The organism is Chryseobacterium sp. G0201, from assembly GCF_003815655.1.
Taxonomy (GTDB): domain Bacteria; phylum Bacteroidota; class Bacteroidia; order Flavobacteriales; family Weeksellaceae; genus Chryseobacterium.
The window spans coordinates 3,606,984-3,629,452 of record NZ_CP033917.1; the positions used below are offsets into that span (position 1 = coordinate 3,606,984).

General features: G+C 36.5%; 15 protein-coding genes. 10 read left to right on the forward strand and 5 right to left on the reverse strand.

What is annotated here, in order from left to right; all coding sequences use genetic code 11:
• The first annotated feature begins 2 nt into the window (after positions 1–2).
• The 4 genes from EG348_RS16260 to EG348_RS16275 all read left to right on the forward strand — a co-directional run bounded on the left by EG348_RS16260 (position 3) and on the right by EG348_RS16275 (position 4,894).
• A complete protein-coding gene (locus tag EG348_RS16260) occupies positions 3–815 on the forward strand; it encodes a DUF4249 domain-containing protein (RefSeq protein WP_123984034.1) in 813 nt (270 codons plus the stop codon).
• Positions 816–1,095: 280 nt separating this feature from the next.
• Complete coding sequence (locus tag EG348_RS16265; RefSeq protein WP_066749971.1) at positions 1,096–2,124, forward strand: rod shape-determining protein; 1,029 nt, start codon at positions 1,096–1,098, stop codon at positions 2,122–2,124.
• Between the two features lie 352 nt (positions 2,125–2,476).
• The gene (locus tag EG348_RS16270; protein ID WP_123984035.1) at positions 2,477–4,285 is read left to right on the forward strand and encodes a hypothetical protein; all 1,809 of its coding nucleotides are present in this window, start codon (positions 2,477–2,479) and stop codon (positions 4,283–4,285) included.
• Positions 4,286–4,342: 57 nt separating this feature from the next.
• Positions 4,343–4,894: a thermonuclease family protein gene (locus tag EG348_RS16275; RefSeq protein ID WP_228414765.1), complete on the forward strand. Its 552-nt coding sequence runs from the start codon at positions 4,343–4,345 to the stop codon at positions 4,892–4,894.
• A 16-nt stretch (positions 4,895–4,910) separates the two neighbouring features.
• On the opposite strand, the gene EG348_RS16280 is transcribed toward EG348_RS16275, so the two are convergent.
• The 5 genes from EG348_RS16280 to EG348_RS16300 form a co-directional block, all read right to left on the reverse strand.
• Entirely contained in the window at positions 4,911–5,948 is a 1,038-nt protein-coding gene (locus EG348_RS16280) for a heme-binding protein (protein WP_123984037.1), read from the reverse strand.
• A 102-nt stretch (positions 5,949–6,050) separates the two neighbouring features.
• On the reverse strand, positions 6,051–7,607 hold the full coding sequence (locus EG348_RS16285; protein ID WP_228414766.1) for a peroxidase, FMP-type: 1,557 nt from the start codon (positions 7,605–7,607) through the stop codon (positions 6,051–6,053).
• 25 nt (positions 7,608–7,632) lie between these two features.
• A complete protein-coding gene (locus EG348_RS16290; RefSeq protein WP_123984038.1) occupies positions 7,633–9,117 on the reverse strand; it encodes a ferritin-like domain-containing protein in 1,485 nt (494 codons plus the stop codon).
• A 4-nt stretch (positions 9,118–9,121) separates the two neighbouring features.
• Positions 9,122–11,212, reverse strand: a complete 2,091-nt coding sequence (locus tag EG348_RS16295; protein WP_123984039.1) for a GMC oxidoreductase — start codon at positions 11,210–11,212, stop codon at positions 9,122–9,124.
• Positions 11,209–11,652, reverse strand: a complete 444-nt coding sequence (locus tag EG348_RS16300; protein WP_123984040.1) for a sugar dehydrogenase complex small subunit — start codon at positions 11,650–11,652, stop codon at positions 11,209–11,211. The genes EG348_RS16295 and EG348_RS16300 overlap by 4 nt, the downstream gene beginning before the upstream one ends.
• A 344-nt stretch (positions 11,653–11,996) precedes the next feature.
• Between EG348_RS16300 and EG348_RS16305 the strand changes: the two genes are divergently transcribed.
• The 6 genes from EG348_RS16305 (at position 11,997) to EG348_RS16330 (ending at position 22,329) form a co-directional block, all read left to right on the forward strand.
• The gene (locus tag EG348_RS16305) at positions 11,997–13,187 is read left to right on the forward strand and encodes a glycoside hydrolase family 88 protein (RefSeq protein WP_123984041.1); all 1,191 of its coding nucleotides are present in this window, start codon (positions 11,997–11,999) and stop codon (positions 13,185–13,187) included.
• Positions 13,188–13,735: 548 nt separating this feature from the next.
• On the forward strand, positions 13,736–14,461 hold the full coding sequence (locus EG348_RS16310) for an NUDIX hydrolase (protein ID WP_072408487.1): 726 nt from the start codon (positions 13,736–13,738) through the stop codon (positions 14,459–14,461).
• A 16-nt stretch (positions 14,462–14,477) separates the two neighbouring features.
• Positions 14,478–15,962, forward strand: coding sequence for a xylulokinase (locus EG348_RS16315; RefSeq protein ID WP_123984042.1), 1,485 nt, complete (start codon positions 14,478–14,480; stop codon positions 15,960–15,962).
• 109 nt (positions 15,963–16,071) lie between these two features.
• Positions 16,072–17,400, forward strand: coding sequence for a xylose isomerase (gene xylA / locus EG348_RS16320; RefSeq protein ID WP_123984043.1), 1,329 nt, complete (start codon positions 16,072–16,074; stop codon positions 17,398–17,400).
• Between the two features lie 94 nt (positions 17,401–17,494).
• The gene (locus EG348_RS16325; protein ID WP_123984044.1) at positions 17,495–20,374 is read left to right on the forward strand and encodes a SusC/RagA family TonB-linked outer membrane protein; all 2,880 of its coding nucleotides are present in this window, start codon (positions 17,495–17,497) and stop codon (positions 20,372–20,374) included.
• A gap of 11 nt (positions 20,375–20,385) precedes the next feature.
• Positions 20,386–22,329, forward strand: coding sequence for a RagB/SusD family nutrient uptake outer membrane protein (locus EG348_RS16330; RefSeq protein WP_123984045.1), 1,944 nt, complete (start codon positions 20,386–20,388; stop codon positions 22,327–22,329).
• Positions 22,330–22,469 lie beyond the last annotated feature (140 nt).

Genomic DNA, 22,469 nt, shown 5'->3' on the forward strand with positions numbered 1-22,469 from the left:
TCATGAAGAATACATTTTTTATCATATTATCCCTGTTTCTATTAACGTCTTGCGAAAAAGAGATCGACTTAGACCTCGATAATAAAGCTGGAAACATCGTCATAGAAGCTAATATCACCAATCAACCCGGTCCTTATTTTGTGAGAATAACAAAATCTGTGGCCTTTACAGAAAACAATCAATATCCTGCAGTTACCAATGCTCAGGTTATTTTAAGTGATAATACAGGTCAGACCGAAACTTTACAATATGTTAGCGACGGACAATATAAAACTACAGCTTTCACCGGAGTAGTAGGAAGAACTTATACCTTGAAAATCCAAGCAGAAGGAAAAGAATATACCGCTCAAAGTACGATGCCTCAAGAAGTAAGTTTTGATGGATTGACGCAGGATTCTTTTGTGTTTGGAGGTACGACTACTTATACACTTTTACCTGTTTTTACTGATCCTCAGGCATTAGGAAATCGTTATTTATTTAATTTTACGGTTAATGACAAACCTAAAAAGACATTTGAAGTTTTTTCAGATAATGTAAATAATGGATTGCCGAATCAGCGACCTCTTTTACTTCCAAACGATGATGGCGATGATCCGGATGATGTTTTAGTTGTTGTAGGAGACACAATCCACGTTGAAATGCAGAGTATTGACAATAATATTTTTACTTTTTACAGTGCTCTTCTTCAGATTTCGGGAGATGGCGGTCCCGGTGGAGGTGTTACGCCTTCCAATCCTCCAAGTAATATTAATAACGGAGCTTTGGGATATTTTTCAGCACATACGATTAGTAAAAGAAGTATTGTGATTGAATAGAAAGATATTGTTATTGAGAAAATTTGAATGAAATCCTGACGAAAGTTGGGATTTTTTGTTTAGAATGAATTTCGCAGCCTTCACTGATTTAAATGCCTGTGAGAACATTAAAAGCATTTAATAGTCAAAAAACTCAGTAAACTTTGTGTTAAAAATTAGCAATATTAAAAAATGGATATTTAAAAAAGATTAACACAACTTTAACTCCAATTGCTAAATTTCCCGACATCTATATCCGTACAGAAAGCCGTACTTTGCAGTATAATAAAAGAACGATAAAATGGGGTTATTTGATATGTTTACGCAGGAGATCGCAATGGATCTCGGAACCGCTAATACACTAATCATACATAATAACAAGATTGTTATTGATCAACCCTCCATTGTTGCTATAGACAGAACAACAGGAAAGCCCATTGCAGTTGGTGAACAAGCCAAATTAATGCAAGGGAAGACCCACGAAAATATTAAAACAATCCGTCCCTTAAAAGATGGTGTTATTGCCGATTTTCACGCTTCGGAACATATGATCAAGGAATTTATCAAACAAATTCCGGGGATCAGAGGCAGGTTTATTCAGCCTGCACTTAGAATTGTTATCTGTATTCCTTCCGGAATCACCGAAGTTGAAAAAAGAGCCGTTAAAGACTCTGCGTTAAAGGTAAATGCCAAGGAAGTAAAGTTGATCTATGAACCAATGGCAGCAGCTATTGGAGCAGGTATTGATGTACAGAGTCCTGAAGGAAATATGATCGTTGATATAGGTGGCGGAACTACCGAAATCGCTGTTGTTGCGCTTGGAGGAATTGTTTGTGACAAATCTTTAAAAATTGCCGGTGATGTGTTTACCAATGATATTTCTTATTTTCTAAGATCATATCATAATTTATATATTGGAGAGCGAACTGCCGAAAGAATAAAAATTGAGATAGGTTCTGCGTTGGAAGAACTGGATTATCCTTTAGAAGATATTCCTGTACAGGGAAGAGATCTAATTACGGGTAAGCCAAAAGAGATCATGATCAATTATAAAGAGATCTTCAAAGCTCTGGATAAATCGATCATGAGAATTGAAGATGCTGTGATGGAAACATTGTCTCTTACTCCGCCCGAATTGGCTGCAGATATCTACAAAACAGGTATTTATCTTGCCGGAGGAGGCGCATTATTAAACGGATTGGCAGACAGATTACACAAAAAAACAGGATTGCCTGTATGTGTTGCTGAAGATCCTTTAAGAGCTGTTGTTCGTGGAACAGGAATCGCACTTAAAAACATCAATAAGTTTAGATTTTTAATGAGCAGTTAATTTTTTAATAAATTATTTTCGATTTGTACTGTTTTTATTTGGTTATTAACAAATTTCGACTCGATATTAACGGTTTATTTTAACTATAATAAAAAATATAAATCCTGACTAAAGTTAGGGTTTATATCTGTATGATTTATAACTGAGTGAAGCGCACTTGCGAACTTAAAAGCAATTAGTAGTCAAAAAAAATTTCGCTCTTTGAGTTTTTTAGCTCAAGGAGAATGATTTTAAGCATATTTTCAAGAAATTCATTTATTATTTGATGCATAATTAATTTTAAACTGATATTTTTACGGTGAATTAGTTGATGGGAATTTAGAGGCCAAGAATTATTTTAATGAATATAAAAATGATCAAAAAACCTTTACACAATTTCCATATTCCTGTGATGGGATTAGCGTATACGATAGACAGTCCTATCCGTGTCGCACAATACGGAATTTCTTCCGTTGTTTCTATAATTGATGATGATATTATAGAGAAAATGAAAAACTTTTATAATGAAAAATTCAATTTGAATTATTCAAGTATTTCAACAAAAATAGACGACTACCGTGCCAAAAGAATTACTGCTTATCTGGACATGGTGGATGATATCGTCAATGAAAAGTTTGATGCTTTCAAAGAAGAAATTGCGAAAAACAAAACCGCTTTGATGAACTTTGTGGATATGCTTCCCAACACTTCAGAGCTGAAAAACGGGTTGCAAAATCTTCTGAATCAAAAAGAAAGTTTTACATCATCAATTAAACATTTTATTGAAAAAAATCTATCTCCGGGGAGTATAGATGTCAATATCATGACGAAAGTTGATAAAGATAACTTCAAAAAAAATGAGCAATTACCTGTAATTTATAATGATGCTCATGCTTCACTGCGCGGTTTTGCCAACAGTAAATTGTCTTCATCGGTGGTGCTTTCCGCAGGGATGAATCCTCGTTTATACAGTTATATCGAAGAATTTGACGACTTTTTTCCTGATGAAAATGGTTTTCTGAAAAAGAAAATTATCCTGAAAGTCAGCGATTTCCGGTCAGCGATGATTCAGGGAAATTTTTTGGCTAAAAAAGGACTTTGGGTTTCTGAATACAGAATAGAATCAGGTTTAAATTGTGGTGGTCACGCTTTTGCAACAGAAGGTCTATTGCTAGGCCCAATCATGGAAGAATTTAAACAGAAAAAAAATGAACTGATTGAGTCTGCACATTCATTAATGATCAAAGCTTTAGAACAAAAAGGAAAAATTACTGTTTGTGAGCCTTTAGAAATGAAAATTACCGTTCAGGGTGGAGTAGGAACAGCTGAGGAACATGACTTTCTTCTGAAAGCGTATGATGTAAACAGTGTCGGCTGGGGCTCACCATTTTTGCTCGTTCCGGAAGCAACTTCAGTGGATCAAGAGACGCGGGAATTACTTTTAAATTCTAAAGAAAATGATTTTTATTTAAGTAATCTTTCACCTCTAGGAGTACCTTTCAATACAGTTAAAGGAACATCCAATGAAATTTTTAGGCAAAACAAAAACAACAAAAATCAGTACGGAAGTTCGTGCCCGAAAAAATTATTGGCTTTAAGTAAAGAGTTTTCACCGGAAGGAATTTGTACTGCTTCAAAAAAATATCAGGATATTAAACTTGAAAATTTAGAAGCAGAGAAACCAGTGATTACGCCGGAACAATTCCAAAAAAGAAAAGAAATTATCACAGAAAAAGCGTGTTTATGTGTCGGATTGGTGAACGCTGCCTACATGGAACAAAAGTTGGAAATAAAAGGAGAAAAACAGGGCGTGGTGATCTGTCCGGGACCAAATCTTGCTTTTTTCGATAAAGAAGTTTCACTTTCGCAGATGGTAAAACATATTTATGGAAATGGTAATATTCTTCCTGATAATAACCGTCCGAATATGTTCATTAATGAACTAAAAATGTATGTTGATCATTTGAAAAAAGAAATTTCAGATTTCTCGGGAACACTCACTAAATCACAGGATAAAAAATGGAAAACCTTTAAAGAAAACCTTTTTGAAGGAATTTCGTATTATGAAAACCTATTTAATCAATCAAATGTCTTTCAATCAGAATTAAATACAATTAGTAATCAGCTTCAACAATATAAAATGATGCTTTCAGAAATAGAACTTCCAATATTTGAAAAGTAATATCAGATTTTATCCTTTATTAAAAAGCAAAACCTTCAAATTTTAATTTGGAGGTTTTTGAATTTTCCATTTAAAGTTCTTATCATTGCACTCATGAAAAAAATGATGTGTGTACTGCTGTTTTTTGCTTCTATGTGGGTGTTTTCACAAATTAAAGCAAAAATTATCGGTATAAAAGATGGGGATACTGTTGTCGCTTTATTGGCAGACAACACTCAGGAAACTTTACGCTTGGCGGAAGTAGATTGTCCGGAAAAGAAACAGCCTTTTGGGAATAATGCCAAACAATTTACAAGTTCAAAAGTCTTTGGAAAAGAGGTTATATTTTACAGAATTAAAAAAGATAGATACCGAAGAACGATAGCTAAAATATTTTACGATGATGATAAATATCTTTCTGCTGAAATCATTAAATCCGGCTATGGATGGTGGTATTTTAAAGCTTCTAAAAATATTCAGTTAAAGGAATATGAAATTTTAGCAAAGAAAAAGAAACGAGGCTTGTGGGCAGATAAAAATGCAATATCTCCTTGGGATTTCAGAAAAATAAAGAAAGAAAAATCAAAAGCTGCTAAAATAAAAACCTCCAAATTAAATTCAGAGGTTTAGTATTTAAAAATTAAAATTAGCTTTCTGTAAGACCTTGCGTCACATCTAATCCTTCCATCACATCTAAATTTTGAAACTTTTGTTGTAGTTCCATGGTTTCAGGTACTTTTACCATTGAATTGACCGTAACGTGAGGCCAGTTAACAGGCTGTGCAGATCCTGTAGCCGGGAAAACCAAATTGATTGTCTGCGAATATTGCAATACCTGACTAGGGTTTCCTGCGCTGTCCACAATATCTTCGATCCAGAAGGTTGCATCCATTTTTGTGGCATTTACATTGGTCTGGATAAACGGAATATTTAAAATTCCACCATTAGCTTCCGGTGTGTCGGTAGACATTTGAATAACAGTCATATTGCTCACTCCGCCTGTTCCCACTAAACCTTCCAGAGTAGATTCAAGGAAAGCATTTGGATTGACCTGATTGAACGGCGCAAACTGTGGATTCCCAATAATCTGATCCGAATAACCAAGTTGAGTTATTCTGTCACCATTCAGTAAAGTTGGAATTGAAGAAGCCGGACTAAAGAAATCTGTTCCCGGATTACCCACTTCAATGGAACTTCCAAGAGCCAGTAATGAATTTCCATGAGGAATGGTCGACATACGGGCAATCGTGTAACCGCCGTTTGGCTGACCTAAATTTAAAAATAATCCTGTCTCAACATGAATCGTTGATCCTGCAGGGAAACCACGCTCGTTGCAAAAACTACTGTCACAAGCGCTTATAATTTGCTGCTCATACAAAAGACCAAAGATCATCTGTTCTACTTGTTGTCCGTTCACGACAGGACCACGATTTCCGGCCTGTACGACAACGGGATTAAAAGTCAATGTTTCAGTGTAAGGAATGACTTCAAAAACAAATCCTTTATCCTGTCCGGGAACCGAGATGGTATTCCAACCCGCTGAAATAGCTGTTGAAGGAACGTCGACGTTCTTCCAGGTTCCTACCAATGGTGCCAAAGCGCCAAGATCTGAGGCAGAAACTTTTTCAAGAGGAAGGACTTGTGCTCCTAATGTTAATCCTCTCATTTTGCTTTCTAGATTCATAATTTTTAGTTTTTAAGGTTAAAAGTTTTTAGTTTTAAAATTTAAAACCTTACAGGCTTCAGAAGCTTATAAGGTTTAATAATACTGAGTTTTTAATTAATCTTAACTTTTGTGATAAGGACATCCTGAAGGTGGATTGGCAATGCGCTCAGAAACTGCAGCAGTTGTTGTCATGCTCATTGCAGGAGGAGCATTGAAAAATTCCTGTTCGATTATTTTTCTCTGATCTGCAGGAATATCCTCGATTTTACGAAGCGTATTCACCTGAATATGTGGCCAGCTTGTTGTACCACCATCGTTTCCAAAATCAAATTCGAAAAATATAATTTGTTCATATTGTAGCTGAAGAATTTCTTTTCCGTCTTCAATTACAGTTTCGATCCAAAGATTAAAATCTATTTCAACAGTAGGTACAAAACGATTAACAAAAGGAACGTTTAGAATTCCACCTTGCGCTCCAGTTTTCATTTTTGATGATAACTGAACAAGTACATAATTGGCGACATTTTGTCCGCTCAATGTGTCTCTTAATCTCATATCCGGTCTTACGCAATAAGGATATAGCTCATCTGCCAATATTCTCTGCGTATAAATTTTGTTTGAACCGGGATCATTTTCATCATTTAAAGTCTCGTGAACCCATGCCGGAGCCGGTTCGTCAAGGTTAATAGCACCTCCGGCACCTCCCATAGTTGGTGAGATAGCAAGATGAGGTGGATCCCAAGTTGCAATACCGGTAGGGAATTGCGGAGCGCCGTTTCTAAGGTAATATACTTTATTATCTTTACTTTCAGGGGTAATATCTCCCAATACCGTAATCGTACTTCCGTGAGGGATAACTCCACTTCTTGAGATAGAATAATCAGGGATGAAATAAGGTCCTGTAATTCCATCCATTGGCTTTATTTCTTGTGCCGGAATAATTTCATAATATTGCTGTCCTTCTTTTAATTGGCTCAAAAGAATGTATGAAGAGCTACCGTTTTCGTCTCTTACTTCAACCAAAGGTTCGTTTCTGTATTCTCCTTTGTATCCGTATTTTTTAAAATCTTCATTAGAAAAGGCATGAATTCCACGGTCTCTTTTGATGGTTTCTTCAGTTGCAGCATAATTGTAAACGTCGCTTAACCAAAGATACATTCCGTTTTCTTCGTGAATTCCGGCGTATTGTAAATTTGGATTTCCTTCTACTTTATTTACACTTTTAATGGTTTGATCGTATTTTACAGCACCACAAAATAATTCTGTTGCACCACCACGGTTACGAACACCACCGGGAACGATTTCGAATGTTAATTTTTCGATATATTCTTCCGTATCAAAACTGAATTTTCCTGGAATTGTATTTTGATTGGTTCCTGGAGAAGGCATAATTGTCGTGTGAATTCCACTTCCTAATGATGGACGGTCGATATTTTTATTGTAATTAGCATTATAGCTTACCCATGTTCCATTTAATGCTTCTAAAACACCATACTTTACATTATTTGCAATGTCCTGTAAATTTTCTTCTCTAAAAGGGGTTACCGGATCGTCGATTAAAAGTTTCGAGTATCCTTCCATTAAATTGGCAAGATAACCTTGCTGATCCTGACTTGGTTGTGGTGCTCTTAAAAATTCACTTCCTTTTTCAAGACTTTCCTTTTTTCTTTTTAACATGATATATTGTTTTTATGGTTATTAATTAAGTTGTTGGATATTCAAAAGTTGGTCCTGCATTGTATTGAGAATCCAATGGTTGGCTCATCAATCCGATAGCCTGCTCTTTCAAAGCATACATATACATAATTGATTTTTCTAGCTCTTTAGCATCGCCTTCCACAGCAGCCTGAATCGCATCCAATAAGTTTTTATAGGTTTGATTAAATGCTTTTCCCTGCGCATACAATTGCGGATTTGACTGATAATCTGCCATTTTCGGGTTTGGTTTCATCGGATAAGCTGCATTCCAGTCCACAGGTAGTGCTTTTCCGACAGGTGGAGTAGTAACAGGCATCATTCCGTTTTCATCCATAAAAGGTTTATAGTTTCCATCCAAATAATAATGTTCATGGAAAATTTCTTTAAATCTGAAATAATGTGCCAATTCCATCCCTTCTTCAAACTGGGAAGGATCAACATCAAAAATGGTATCATCAGCACCTTCACCCTGACCTTTAATTTCCTGAAAAACAGCAATTACGCCTGATAAAGCTTCCACAGCGTGTAATTTTCCACCGCTTCCGTAATATTGCTCCGGACGGATCTGTTTTGCCGGATTTCCTGTGAAAATTCCTCCTGTATTTAATTCTTCAAATGTTTGAGGTAATTTTCCGTTGGCTTTGTAATAAGCAATGATTTGGAAAACAACGATATAAAAGAACAAAACATCATAATATTCACCAATTGTGTGAACATTTTCCATGATGAAACCTTTCATATTTTCAAGAGTCCAGAAGTTATTTTCTTCTACTGATGCACTTTTAATCAATGACTGATTTTCTTCAATATGATCATATACCGGAGCATTTACCAAAGGGCTGCTCGGACTTTCAATGGCGATAAATGTCGCGATACTGTTTGTAGAAAACGTTTCCAATCCTACGAAGAAATCAACATTCATAGGTAATTTCATCGGATAAGTAGGGTAGTTTTGAGGCTTGTTTACGGATGGCTGAATATTCACTGCATTCATCACGTTACAAACCATAATCATATGAAGCATTTCTTCCACGGCAACACTTCTGATGATTTGTGAAGCTAATAAATTCGTTCCATCTTTAATCGAATACAAAGCCGTAAGATAAGGAGGAATTGTTGAATGCTCAATAAGAATCGCTGTTTGTAAAAGGTCTTGTAACACAGAACGGTAATTCATGTTTTCTAAACCACTTTTTTTAGATGAAGGAGTCATTTTTGTATCTAATTTTTCGATACTGATCTCCTGTAAAACTGATCCGAACTGAGAATTTAAATAATCATTAAATTCTGTGATCTGATTATTTAACAATAAATTGGTTAACGTTTTACTGTGATATTTCAATCCTTCCAACCAATCTTCTCTGCTGATTTTTGTGTCGAATAATAAAGAATGTAAAGAAATTGCCTCTTCAACAAGGGTATTTTTGTCGAAAGAACCTTTTAATAAAATTTGTTCAGGTTCTGCTTTATTGATTAATCTTTGTCTCATGGTTTCAGTTTTTAAATTTGTTTTCTAAATCACTCAGAATAGATTCTACCGAACGAATCGTGAATGCTGATAAGGTTAAAGTAGGGTTCGAAGTTCCCAAAGTTGTCATATTTCCTGCGCCAACGATGTATAAATTCGGGTGATCCCAAGATTTACAATAGCTGTTGGTCACAGAATCATCCGCATTGTCGCCCATTCTGTGAGTTCCTACGATGTGGCCGGCTCCATTGTAAGAATATCTTACGTTGTTGTAGATGAAAGTGTTTTTGTCAGCCTCGGTATATTTAGTGAAATCTTCGATATTTAACCTTTTAAACATTTGATCGGAAGCTAATTTTGCCTGTTCCATTGCTTTCATTTCGTATTCCGTCAGTTCATAATTAATGACAGGACGCGGAATTCCCAAAGCATCCAGATATTGATCATTGATCGTCACTCTATTATTCGGATTGGGCAATTGTTCGATCTCAAAATGGAATAAAACCTGTCTTGAAAGTCTGTAAGCCAAAGCTTCTTTCAATTCAGCTCCAAAAAGACCTTGTCCCAAAAATTCTGAAAGATCTGATCCCGGAGAAAACGCAGGCCAGCTCCATCCCCAATTATCTAGTGGAGAAATCCACGCAGAAAATTCACTTCTGAAATTCCCGTCACGGAAAGATGAAATATTGGTAGTAGAACCTGGACCTCTATATGAATAAATCGGCTCCGGAAATAATCCCCAAGTAAGCATTACCATGTGATCCATTAAGTTTCTTCCCACCTGATCGCTTCGGTTGGCAACGGTTTTTTCAACTTTTTGTCCGTTTTCAATAACCGTATATTTTGAATTCAATAAAATTTTTGGATTTTCAAAAGCATTGGCGGCTAGAATCACAATTGAATCTAAGGTGTCAACGACTTCTTCCACAAAATCAGTTTTCTCCTTAGAAATATATCTTCTCAAATGGATTTTTGAAATTTTCTCCTGATCTGCCTGATCAACACTCAATTTATACACAACACTCTGCGCCTGAACGCTGATGAATTTATGTTTTTGAAGATTTTCGTTTTTATTGAATTTATACAAAGCTTTTTTCAACGTTTTCAATGCATTGTATTTTGCCTGAACGGGACAGATCGGAACGCATGAAGCATTTCCTTCACAACGTTCTCCCATATAAGGATTCCAGACAGAGCCTAGCGCTTTGTATTCTTCGTTTTCAATATTATTTAATGATAATTTATATCCCGAAACTGTAGAATTGGCTTTGATGATTTTCGCTTTTCCATACGCAGGATTGGGCGTAGAATTTCTTCCCTGAGGAGACGGAACCATCGTTAACGGAAACTCTTCAAAATTTAACTGAACACTCGTTCCTGTAAGGCCTTTAATGATCTTCTGATCCATATAACTTTGAGGTATTTCATCCATCGGGAAAACATAATCTTTACCATAATATTCCTCCATGCTTTCTGAAATCGGATATTCCTGCGCTGCAACATTTCCGGAAACACCGATCTCAAATTCGGCCATTTCGTAATATGGTTTTAAAGTATCGTAATCAATTGGCCAGTTGATAGGTGTTTTAACCTCAGAATCAGGTTTATTGATTTCAATACCATATTTTTCAGTCAATCTGAAATCATTCGGGAGCATTCTTGGAGTTGTTCCTAACCAGTGAAGTGTTGTTCCGCCAGCGATTCTGATGGCATCACTCGCAAACGGCATCGGACCAAACTGGACCAAATATCCTTTTTTATCCGGAAACGGAGGAATAATCTTTTCCATATCCAAAACGTCGGGTGATGGAGCCTGTTTTAAATTCGGGTAAGGAGAATTCGGAACTTTCGCTTCCTCCATATAAAATTTACGAATGTACTCGTTATAAGTTGTCAATGATGACGATGAGTCAAGTTCTAATCCGGCTTCCAGCCCAGCTTCGTACATTAAAATTGATAATTCTCTTACGTTTTCAGGATTGTCAACTTCTGCACGATAAACCATTTTGCCTTTTTCGGTATCAAAAACATGATCGGTCAAAAGCTTCGCGATCAATGATCCTGCGATCCCCGTTCCTACGATGATCACATCTTTTTTGAATTCTATATTGCTCATGAGTTGCTGTTTACAGGTTGAACGGCCCAAGATTTGAAACCAGGTTGTTTTGCTCCCGGCGGATGGGCGTGCATAACAGTCCAGACCAGACTTTCTTTGTAGGATAACTCATTCACATAAGCGCCTTCCCAAGTTCCCAAATACCACATCGTGATGATATTGTTTGACATATCCTGCATTCCCGGATCTGCCATAATTTCGGATTGAATGGCATTTCTCAATTGATCCTGACTGAAAGAATTTTCAAGGATAAATTTTGAAACATTCAGAAATTCTAAGAATGTTGCTGTTTCGATTTCACCTAAAATATGCTTGTAATAGGTCTCCGCCAAACCGGTGGATTGCAGCTCGTTCGCAGAAAATCCGGTAAGAGTTCCTGAAATCGACATAAACACGTCGTAGTAGTAATCATCGACGTTGAGGATTTTGTTAATAATCATTTCGTTTAAATTTTGATGGTTAAAGTTTTTTAAATGACAGTTATCATTTTATGTTTTGAAACATTGCTCATTTGCCATAATTATCAGTTTTTGTTTATTCAAATGTAAAGAGTTGGAATTGTTTTAATTTCAGTATTTCTACTTAATTTATATCTCCTTAATGTTATTTAAAATCAGTCTAGATAAGGCTTGAATTGAATTTTTCTGTATTAAAATTACACAATTTATCACTTGATAGAGATTAAATATGTTAACATAATAAATTTTATTTTTAGACTAAATAAGATTTATTTTCAATTAAGATTTTATAAAAATTAATTAAATTGTCCATAATTTCATAAAAAATGACTTTACGTAAAATATCTATTACATTTTTCACAATATTGAGTGTTGCAGTTACAGCGCAAAGCAGTAAAAAGCAGATGTCAAAATTGATTCAGGACGAATTTCAATTTGCTGAAAAGCAGTATAAATATTTAATGAAAGACATTCCGAACGATAAAATGCCCCAATCATTTAAAGCTTCTGAAGGAAAGTTGATTACAAAAGATATCAGTTGGTGGTGTTCTGGTTTTTATCCCGGCTCGTTATGGATGATTTATGAGCAAACCAAAGATCCCGAAATCAAAAAAGAAGCGGAAAGAACTTTAAATTTAATAGAATCAAACAAGACATTTACCCGAGATCATGATTTAGGTTTTATGATGTTTTGCAGTTTCGGAAATGCGTACAGAATTACAAAAAATCCGGTATATAAAGATGTTATTCTTACTTCTGCAGAGTCACTTTCAACCCGATTTCGACCGGGAATGCAGGCGATTTTGTCTTGGGATAAAATGGCAGATTTCAAAGGTCCTGTTATCATTGATAATATGATGAATCTTGAAATGCTGGTTTGGGCTTCGCAAAATGGAGGCAACAAAAAGACGGAAGAAATCGCAATTGCTCACGCCAATACAACGATGAAAAATCATTTTCGACCGGATTATAGCTCGTATCATGTGATTGATTATGATGTGAATACAGGGAAGGTTTTAAACAAAAAAACGTTTCAGGGATATTCCGATTCTTCGGCTTGGGCGAGAGGGCAGGGTTGGGCGTTGTACGGATACACAATGATGTATAGATTCACAAAAGATGAAAAATATTTAAATCAGGCTCAAAATATTGCGAAATTTATCCTCAATAATCCTACTTTACCAGAAGATAAAATTCCGTATTGGGATTTTAATGATCCAAAAATTCCGAATGTTCCTAGAGATGCTTCAGCGGCGGCAATTATCTCTTCTGCATTATTAGAATTAGGACAAAATACAAAAGGTGACGAAAAGGAGAATTACATAAACGTTGCCCGAAAAATGCTGACAAGCTTATCAAGCGAAAAATATCAGTCAAAATTAGGCGAAAACGGAGGTTTTCTATTAATGCACAGCACAGGCGGTTTACCGTTGAATTCTGAGATCGATGTTCCGTTAATCTATGCAGACTATTATTTTCTGGAAGCGCTAAAAAGATATAAAGATTGGTATTTGTAAAAATTTTATAAATAAATATCAACTTTGTCGAGTGAAATCGAAGATTCGAACTAGTCAAACGCCTTTGCGAACGAAAATATTCTCAATTATTAAAAAAAACTTTGTGTCTTATCTATTCACTGTTAAACCTATATTCTTAAATAAGTTGTTTTATTCTATTATTTTCTCGTTTTGATAAAATTCTAAGCTTTGATAATGAAAATGGTGAAATTTTTTCATTATTTACTGTCATTTTTGTATCAAAAAGAGGATTGTTATGAAAATATTTTCAAAAAAAATAAAATAATTTCTTGATTTTCTTATCATATTTTTAATGATAATATCAATTTATTTTAGTCCTAATTTATTTTAGTCTAAATGTCTATTTCTGAATCTCTTTGTAAAAATATATCATCATTTTTACGATAACCTTATCATATTTTTCATGGTATTGTTATCATAAAAAATAGATATGTAATGTATTGATAAGCAGTAGGTAGTGATAATTTTATTTTTTTATCTCGATTGAATTTTTATATTTGTCATGTTACGTAAATGTTAACATAGAAATGATTCCGAATTTTATTCATACGTATGTTTCTGTCGACTGTGTTGTTTTTGGTTTCGACCTTGAAAATCGACTGAACATTTTATTGGTACAGCGTCGCATGGACGATGTGCCTGCAGAAAGACAAAGAAAATTGCCGGGTAGTTTAATACTCAGCGATGAAGATGTAGACGATGCAGCTCAACGAGTGCTTCATGAATTGACTGGTATTAAGAAAATGGTTCTTAAACAGTTTAAATGTTTTGCAGATCCGTTACGGGCCAGTAATCAGGATGATATAAAGTGGATGGATACAGAGTATAAACATCACATAGACAGGATCATTACCGTGGCTTATCTTTCTCTCTGTAAGATCGACCACAAGATTAACAGTACGAAATATGATACAGTAGACTGGCATCCGATTGATGAAGTTCCGTCATTGCCGTTTGATCATAATAAAATCATCAGTGAATCTTTAATTGAGATCAGAAAATGGATAGAATCAGACTTCTCAATTATTTTCGAATTATTGCCGAAGAGATTTACGATAAGACAGCTGTATCAATTATACAGTGCTTTAAGTGAAAAACGAATTGACATTAAAAATTTTCACAAGAAGATCTCATCGTTCAGCTATATCATTCCGTTGGAGGAAATAGAAACCAACGTTTCGCATCGAGCTGCAAGATATTACAGATTTGATGCTAAAATTTATAAGAAAAATAATACCAGACTAATAAAATAATACCTTTTTTGAAATTATGTATTTACTAGGATATGACATTGGCAGTTCTTCTGTAAAAGTTTGTCTCATTGAGGCATCCAGCGGAAAAATTATTGCATCAGATTTTTCGCCTAAAAAAGAGATGAAAATTACTGCTGTAAATCCCGGTTGGGCAGAACAAAATCCTGCCGATTGGTGGTTGAATTTAAAGCTGGCTCACGAAGCTGTCATGCATGAATGCGGTATTAATGCAGAGGATATCAAAGGAATTGGTATTACGTGGCAGATGCACGGTTTGATTTTGGTAGATAAAGATCAGAACCTTTTAAGACCTTCGATTATCTGGTGCGACAGCCGTGCTGTTCCGTATGGGGAAAAGGCTTTTAAAGAAATTGGAGAAGAGAAATGTTTATCGCATTTATTGAATTCTCCGGGAAATTTTACCGCTTCAAAATTAGCCTGGGTTAAAGAAAACGAACCCGAAATTTTTGAAAAAATTGATAAAATAATGCTTCCGGGAGATTACATCGCCATGAGACTTACAGGTGAGATCGGAATGACAATTGAAGGTTTGTCGGAAGGAATTTTCTGGGATTTTAAAAACAATTGTATTTCAGAAGATATCATCAATTATTACGGAATTCCGAAAAGCTTCTTCCCTGAAATTATTCCGACTTTTGGAATCCAAGCGACTGTTTCAGCCACAGCTGCTCAAGAATTAGGCTTAAAAGAAGGAACGCCGATTTCTTACCGAGCAGGAGATCAGCCCAATAATGCATTATCATTAAATGTTTTCAATCCGGGTGAGATAGCCTCTACAGCAGGAACTTCAGGCGTTGTTTATGGTGTTTTAGATCAGCTTGAATATGATAAATTATCAAGAGTAAACACGTTTGCACACGTTAATTACACTCCGGAACAGACCAGATTAGGCGTTTTATTGTGTATCAACGGAACAGGAATTCTAAATTCCTGGTTAAAACACAATTTTGCGACTTCATTGTCTTCTTATGGAGATATGAACGACTTAGCTTCACTCTCTCCAATTGGTTCTAAAGGTTTAAGCATCATTCCTTTCGGGAACGGAGCAGAAAGAGTATTAGAAAATAAGGATACAAGCTGCTCGATGCACGGAATTAATTTTAATATTCATTCAAAAGGAGATATTCTGCGCGCAGCCCAAGAAGGAATCGTATTTTCTTATGAATACGGAATGGATATCATGAGAAATATTGGCATGGATATTCAGGTGATTCGTGCAGGAAATGCTAATATGTTTTTAAGTTCAATTTTCCGTCAGACGCTTTCCAGTGTGAGTAATGCGGTAATTGAGCTTTATGATACGGACGGAGCGGTAGGAGCTGCAAGAGCTGCAGGAATGGGAATTGGTTTCTACGCCGATTCTAAAGAAGCTTTTTCTTCCCTTGAAAAAATTGCCGTCATCGAGCCTGAACACGAAAAAAGAGATCAATATTTAGAAGCCTACTCAAGATGGACGAGACATCTTAACGAAATAGTATAATCCACCTTACAGCGGAGTTTTCCATTGTACTTACTGACTTTTCAAAATCAGTGAGCAGGGAATTCCTACGCCAAATTTTAACATTAAACTAAAAATTAAAACAAAATATATGAGCACTTTAACAAACACAAAGGAATATTTTCCGGGAATAGATCAAATCAAATTTGAAGGGAAAGAAAGCAGAAATCCAATGGCATTTCGTTACTACGATGCCGAAAAGATCATAATGGGAAAACCCATGAAAGACTGGACGCGTTTTGCAATGGCTTGGTGGCACACATTATGTGCAAACGGGAGCGATCCATTTGGCGGATCAACGATTCACCATCCCTGGGATGCTGGAAGTGATGCCGTTTCCAGAGCAATGCAAAAAATGGATGCCGGTTTTGAATTTATGTCTAAAATAGGTTTCCAATACTACTGTTTTCACGATATCGACCTGGTAGATCCTGCCAATAACTGGAAAGATTATGAAAAAAATCTTCAAACTATCGTTGAATACGCAAAGCAAAAGCAACAGGAAACAGGAATTAAACTTTTATGGGGAACAGCCAACGTTTTTACGCATGAAAGATACATGAACGGAGCTTCTACCAACCCAAATTTTGACGTAGTTGCTTGTGCCGGAACTCAGGTTAAAAACTCTATCGATGCAACGATCGCTCTTGGCGGAGAAAATTACGTTTTTTGGGGCGGGAGAGAAGGTTATATGAGCCTTTTAAACACAGATATGAAGCGTGAAAAAGATCATTTGGCTCGTTTTCTTTCAATGTCTCGTGATTATGCACGTCAGCAAGGTTTTAGAGGAACTTTTTTAATTGAACCAAAACCGATGGAGCCTACAAAACACCAGTACGACTACGATTCTGAGACGGTAATAGGATTTTTGAGACATTACGGATTAGATAAAGATTTTAAATTAAATATCGAAGTGAACCACGCAACATTGGCAGGTCATACTTTTGAGCATGAACTTCAGGCTGCTGTTGATGCAGGACTTTTAGGAAGTATTGATGCCAACCGTGGAGATTATCAGAATGGTTGGGATACAGACCAGTTTCCGATTGATTATTATGATATGGTTCAGGCTTGGCTGGTACTTCTTCCGGCAGGTGGTTTAGGAAATGGCGGAGTTAACTTTGATGCGAAAATCAGAAGAAATTCTACAGATCCGGAAGATTTATTTATCTCTCATATTTCAGGGATGGATGTTTTTGCAAAAGGACTTTTGGCCGCTGCCGATATTCTTGAAAATTCAGATTATAAAAAATTAAGAACAGACCGTTATTCTTCTTTCGACAACGGAAATGGTAAGGCTTTCGAAAACGGAACTCTTACATTGGAAGATCTTCAGAGAATTGCCCATGAAACAGGCGAACCTCAGCCAAAAAGCGGAAAACAGGAATTGTTTGAGGCGATTGTGAATATGTATATCTAATATCAGTAAAAAGGCTGCTAAACACTAAGGATTTTCAACATTGATCATTACTAACGGCCTTTTTATTCAACCCTAATTTTAAAAAATAATAATTATGAACCGATTTTATTTTGCCAAAACAAATAAAGCTGCATTGTTTTTTGCAATGGCTTTATTGCCTTCTGGCTTAGTGTATTCCCAGGTTAAAAAAGATACTGTTGAAAAAGAGAAGAAGATAGATGAGGTTGTTATAATAGGATATGGAAAGCAGAGAAAGGAATCCGTAACGGGTTCTGTAGCATCTGTGAAAGGTGATGTGGTGAGAGAAGTGCCTTCTGCGAACGTAAGTCAGGCATTGCAGGGAAGAGTGGCCGGAGTTGATATTGCGCAGACGTCCAGTAAACCGGGAGCTCCGATGCAGATAAGAATCAGAGGAACGCGCTCTTTAACGGCAGATAATGATCCGTTAATTGTTTTGGACGGAATTCCTTTTCCGGGATCATTGGCGGATATCAGTCCGAATGATATTCAAAGTATGGATATCCTGAAAGATGCTTCTGCAACGGCGATCTACGGCTCTCGTGGAGCGAATGGAGTAATTTTAATTACAACTAAAACAGGAAGAAAAAACCAAAGAGCAACCTTCAGTTATAATACATATACAGGAATTACATCTGTTTTTGCTAAATATCCGATGATGGATGCCCAGAAATTCATGAAACTTCGTGATGATGCCGGACTTTTCACGCAATACGGAGCAGATGAATCAAGAGATACCAATACAGACTGGCAGGATCTGATGTATAAAAACGGAATCGTTACCAATCATGATCTTGGTATTTCCGGAGGTACGGAAAAAAGTTCGTACAACTTTGGAATGAGTTATTACAACGAACAATCTGTTCTTCCCGGACAAAATTTTGAAAGATTTAATCTAAGAGGAAGTCTGGATCAGGATTTGGGTAAATATTTCCGGGTTGGGATCACGACAAACAATGCTTATACAGTAAATAAAGGCAGCAACCTTGGGCTTTATAACACATTGAGCTCAACTCCTATTGCGAATCCTTATAGAGCAGATGGAAGTCAAAAAGATCGCATTGTGATGTCCGCAGATACTCAATATGTGTACACTAGAGACGGCATCGAGAATTTAGGAGATGCATGGATTGATAAGGCAATTTCTTTCAGTTCTTATAATAATTTCTTCGGTGAATTTAAAATTCCGTGGGTAAAAGGCTTAACATTAAGAACAAATTTTGGTTTAAACTTTAAAACTACTAATACTGGAAGTTATACGGGAGAAGGAGTTTTCAGTTCAGAACCTAATAATTTGTCTACAGCTTCAATCGGAAATTCTTTATTGACGCATTGGGTAAACGAAAATATATTAACCTACGACAGAACTTTTGCAAGCAAGCACAAAGTAAATGTCGTGGCTTTACAGTCTCAGGAACAGAGAACATTTAACAGTTCATACATCACGGCAAGAGATATCCCTACGGATCAGTTTCAGTTTTACAATCTTGGTCACGCTCAGGGTGAAATCACCATTAATCCCGATAATCAAGGGTATTACAAAAGAGGTCTTAGATCTTGGATGGGGCGTGTAATGTACGAATATGACGGAAAATATATGTTTACGGCTTCCATTAGAGGTGATGCTTCTTCAGTATTGGCACCCGGATATCAATGGAATATTTATAATGCTTTTTCAGCGGGTTGGAATGTTGCTAAAGAGAATTTCTTAAAAGATTCAAAAGTTATTAATAATTTAAAACTACGTTTCGGATACGGAGAAACTTCCAATCAGGCTGTAGCTCCTTATTCTACTTTTGGACGTTTAACGACAGAGCCGTATAACTTCGGAAATGCCAATGCCATAGGAACGTATGTTTCTACACTGCCTAATTCAAAATTGGGTTGGGAATTTTCGGAAACGCTTAATTATGGGTTGGATTTCGGATTGTTCAGCAATAGATTAACAGGTACGGTAGAATATTACACAACGAATACTAAAAATTTACTATTGGATGTTAAATTGCCTGCAACTTCAGGAGTAGGAAGCTACACCGGAAATGTAGGATCTACAAGCAATAAAGGGATAGAAATATCATTAAACGGAGCTATTATCAGCAATCCAAATGGTTTTTCATGGGATTTTGGGGTTAATTTTTATTCAAACAAAAATAAAATCACCTCATTATCTTCGGGAGCTACAAGAGATGTTGCCAACTGGTGGTTTGTGGGAAGTTCAATCAATTCAATTTATGATTATCAGTATATTGGATTGTGGCAGGCAGGAGATCCTTACATAAATATTCTGGAGCCTACCAATATTCCGGGAGAGACAATAGGCTCCATTAAAGTTTTATATACAGGAGGTTACAACGCAGATGGATCGCCCGTAAGAGCGATCAATGCTGAAGACAGACAGATTTTAAACACAGATCCTGATTTTCAGGGTGGTTTTAATACCAGACTTGCGTACAAAAATTTTGATTTGAGCATTGTTGGAGCTTTCAAAAGCGGAGGAATTCTGATAAGCACATTGTACGGAAATACAAGTTATCTGAATATGTTAAGCGGAAGAAGAAACAACGTAGACGTTGATTATTGGACTCCCGAGAATACCGATGCCTATTACCCAAGACCGGGACACTATCAAAGCAATAATAATCCAAGATATGGCAGTACATTAGCCTATTTTGATGCTTCATATCTAAAAATCAGAACCATTACTTTAGGATATAACTTTACTCAGGGAGTGTTCAAAAAGGCGGGAATCAGCAAAATGAGAATCTACGCAACGGTGACCAATCCATTTGTATTTTTCTCTCCTTATCATAAAGCTTCTGGGATGGATCCTGAAACGAATTCCTACGGAAACGAAAATCAGGCGGTAAGCAACGAGATTCCATCAAGATTCTTAACCATCGGAACCAATACACCGTCTCTTAGAAACTATATGATTGGTTTAAACTTAACATTCTAAAAATTAATCAAATGAAAAAGTTCAGAATAAATACAGCAGCAAAAATTTTGTTATGCACCGTAGTACTTTCAAGCTGTTCAGATATATTGGAAGAAGAACCGAGAAATATTTATACACCGCAATACTTTGAGACAGAATCCGGTGTTTTAGGAGGAGTTACCTCAATGTATGCTCATTTACGATACATTTACGGAAACGGATATTGGTTAAATGCCTGCGAAACAGGAACCGACGAATACACTTACGGTCACGCCGGAGACAATAATTTCAAGGATATGGACATGTCCGGAGCAGGAAATTTAACACCCTCTTCCAGCCGTGCAGATGTTTTGTGGAATAATGCTTTCAGAAATATCAATACTGCCAACGGAGTCATCCAAAAAGGTTCCGGAGTCGGCGTTTCGGATGCAATTATTGCAGAAGCAAGATTCTTCAGAGCGTTCGATTATTTTATGTTGGCTCAGACATTCGGAGGGGTTCCTTTAGATTTAGGTTCTGGAGAATTGGCTTTCAATATCAGTACTTTCAGAGGATCAAAAAGAAATACGGTTTCTGAGGTTTATACTAAAGCAATATTTCCGGATCTAATAAAAGCTGTTCAGGATCTGCCTGTCGGAGCTCGTGTTACAGGCGGAGTAACGAAAACTGTGGCAAGATTATTTTTGGCTAAAGCTTATCTTACGTACGGATGGTGGCTTCAGAATCCAAACGGAATTCTAACCTATCCTCAGACGGATAGAGTAGATCCCAACGGTCATAATCCGCAATGGTATTTCCAACAAGCTTATGATATTGCTTTGGAAGGTATTAATTCACCGGGAGCATATGGTTTGCAGGCAACATATTACGATGTGAATTTAGCTCAGAATGATAGAAATAAAGAAATGCTTCTCTATGCAGATCACACAGAATCAAGTGAATATTATGATGGATCAAGCCATTCTTACAACACAGGCGCTTCACCCGGAAATTTTGCTGTTTGGATGACGACTTGGGATTACACGTTCCTTGAAAGTTCTCAAAGCCCATTGTGGACAGGTTCTCCTGTCAGAACTGTACAAAGAGAGGCTGCTCAAGCCTACGGAAGACCATGGAAAACGATGGCTCCAACCATTGAAGTGGTTAAAAATACATTCGCCAATAAAACTCAGGATTCCAGATATGACGGTACTTTCGTAACAACTTTCCGCGGAAATTGGAACAAAGCCGGAATTTCAACACCGACATTATACAATGCCAACGGATTACCTGTACAGCCGGGAAGCGCCATTCTTACGTTCTTAAATGACGATCCGGCGCAGACCATTGATTATTCTAATTCTGTCTACAAAAGCAACGTAGGCGCAGGAGTTCTTCCGGGAAGAGCAGATTATGTGATCGCTCCAAGCGGAATCAGCAGATATGCCTACCCAAATCTTTGGAAAATAGGAACCTACAGAACTGATAACGGAACAGGTCTTGGACAACCAAACGGAGGAATAACACGTCCATTTCCTGTTGCAAAATTCTCAGAATTTTACTTCATAGCAGCAGAAGCAGCAGTAAAAGGAGCTTCGGGAGCAATGAGCCCAAGAGATTTAATTAACGTGATCAGAGCAAGAGCGGGAAAATGGCGTTGGGACAACAATGGAAATGTAGCAAAAGTAGAAGATAACAGTGGTGCAATGATCGCTGCAACGCCTTCAACGATAACTATAGACTACATTTTAGCTGAAAGATCAAGAGAGTATTATGGTGAAGGCTACAGATGGTTCGATTTGGTAAGAACCCAAAGATGGAGTGATATCGCAAAAACATACAGCATCGGAGGAACAGCAGTTGGAAATCATACCGCTCAGACGTACACCAGAAATATACCGAATTATCTATATTTAAGACCAATCCCTCAAGGACAGATGGATGCCATGGATATGAGCTCTTCAGAATTGGCAGCCTATCAAAATCCTGGATATTAGATAGATTTTAAAATAAAATTTTTACTTTCATATCAGCAATAAAGTAGGCAATTCAATCCCGCCTGCTTTGTTTAATGAATAAGATGCTTAAAAATAATGAATATCTACAAAGAGTTATCATTGAAAAATCTTTGTGAACT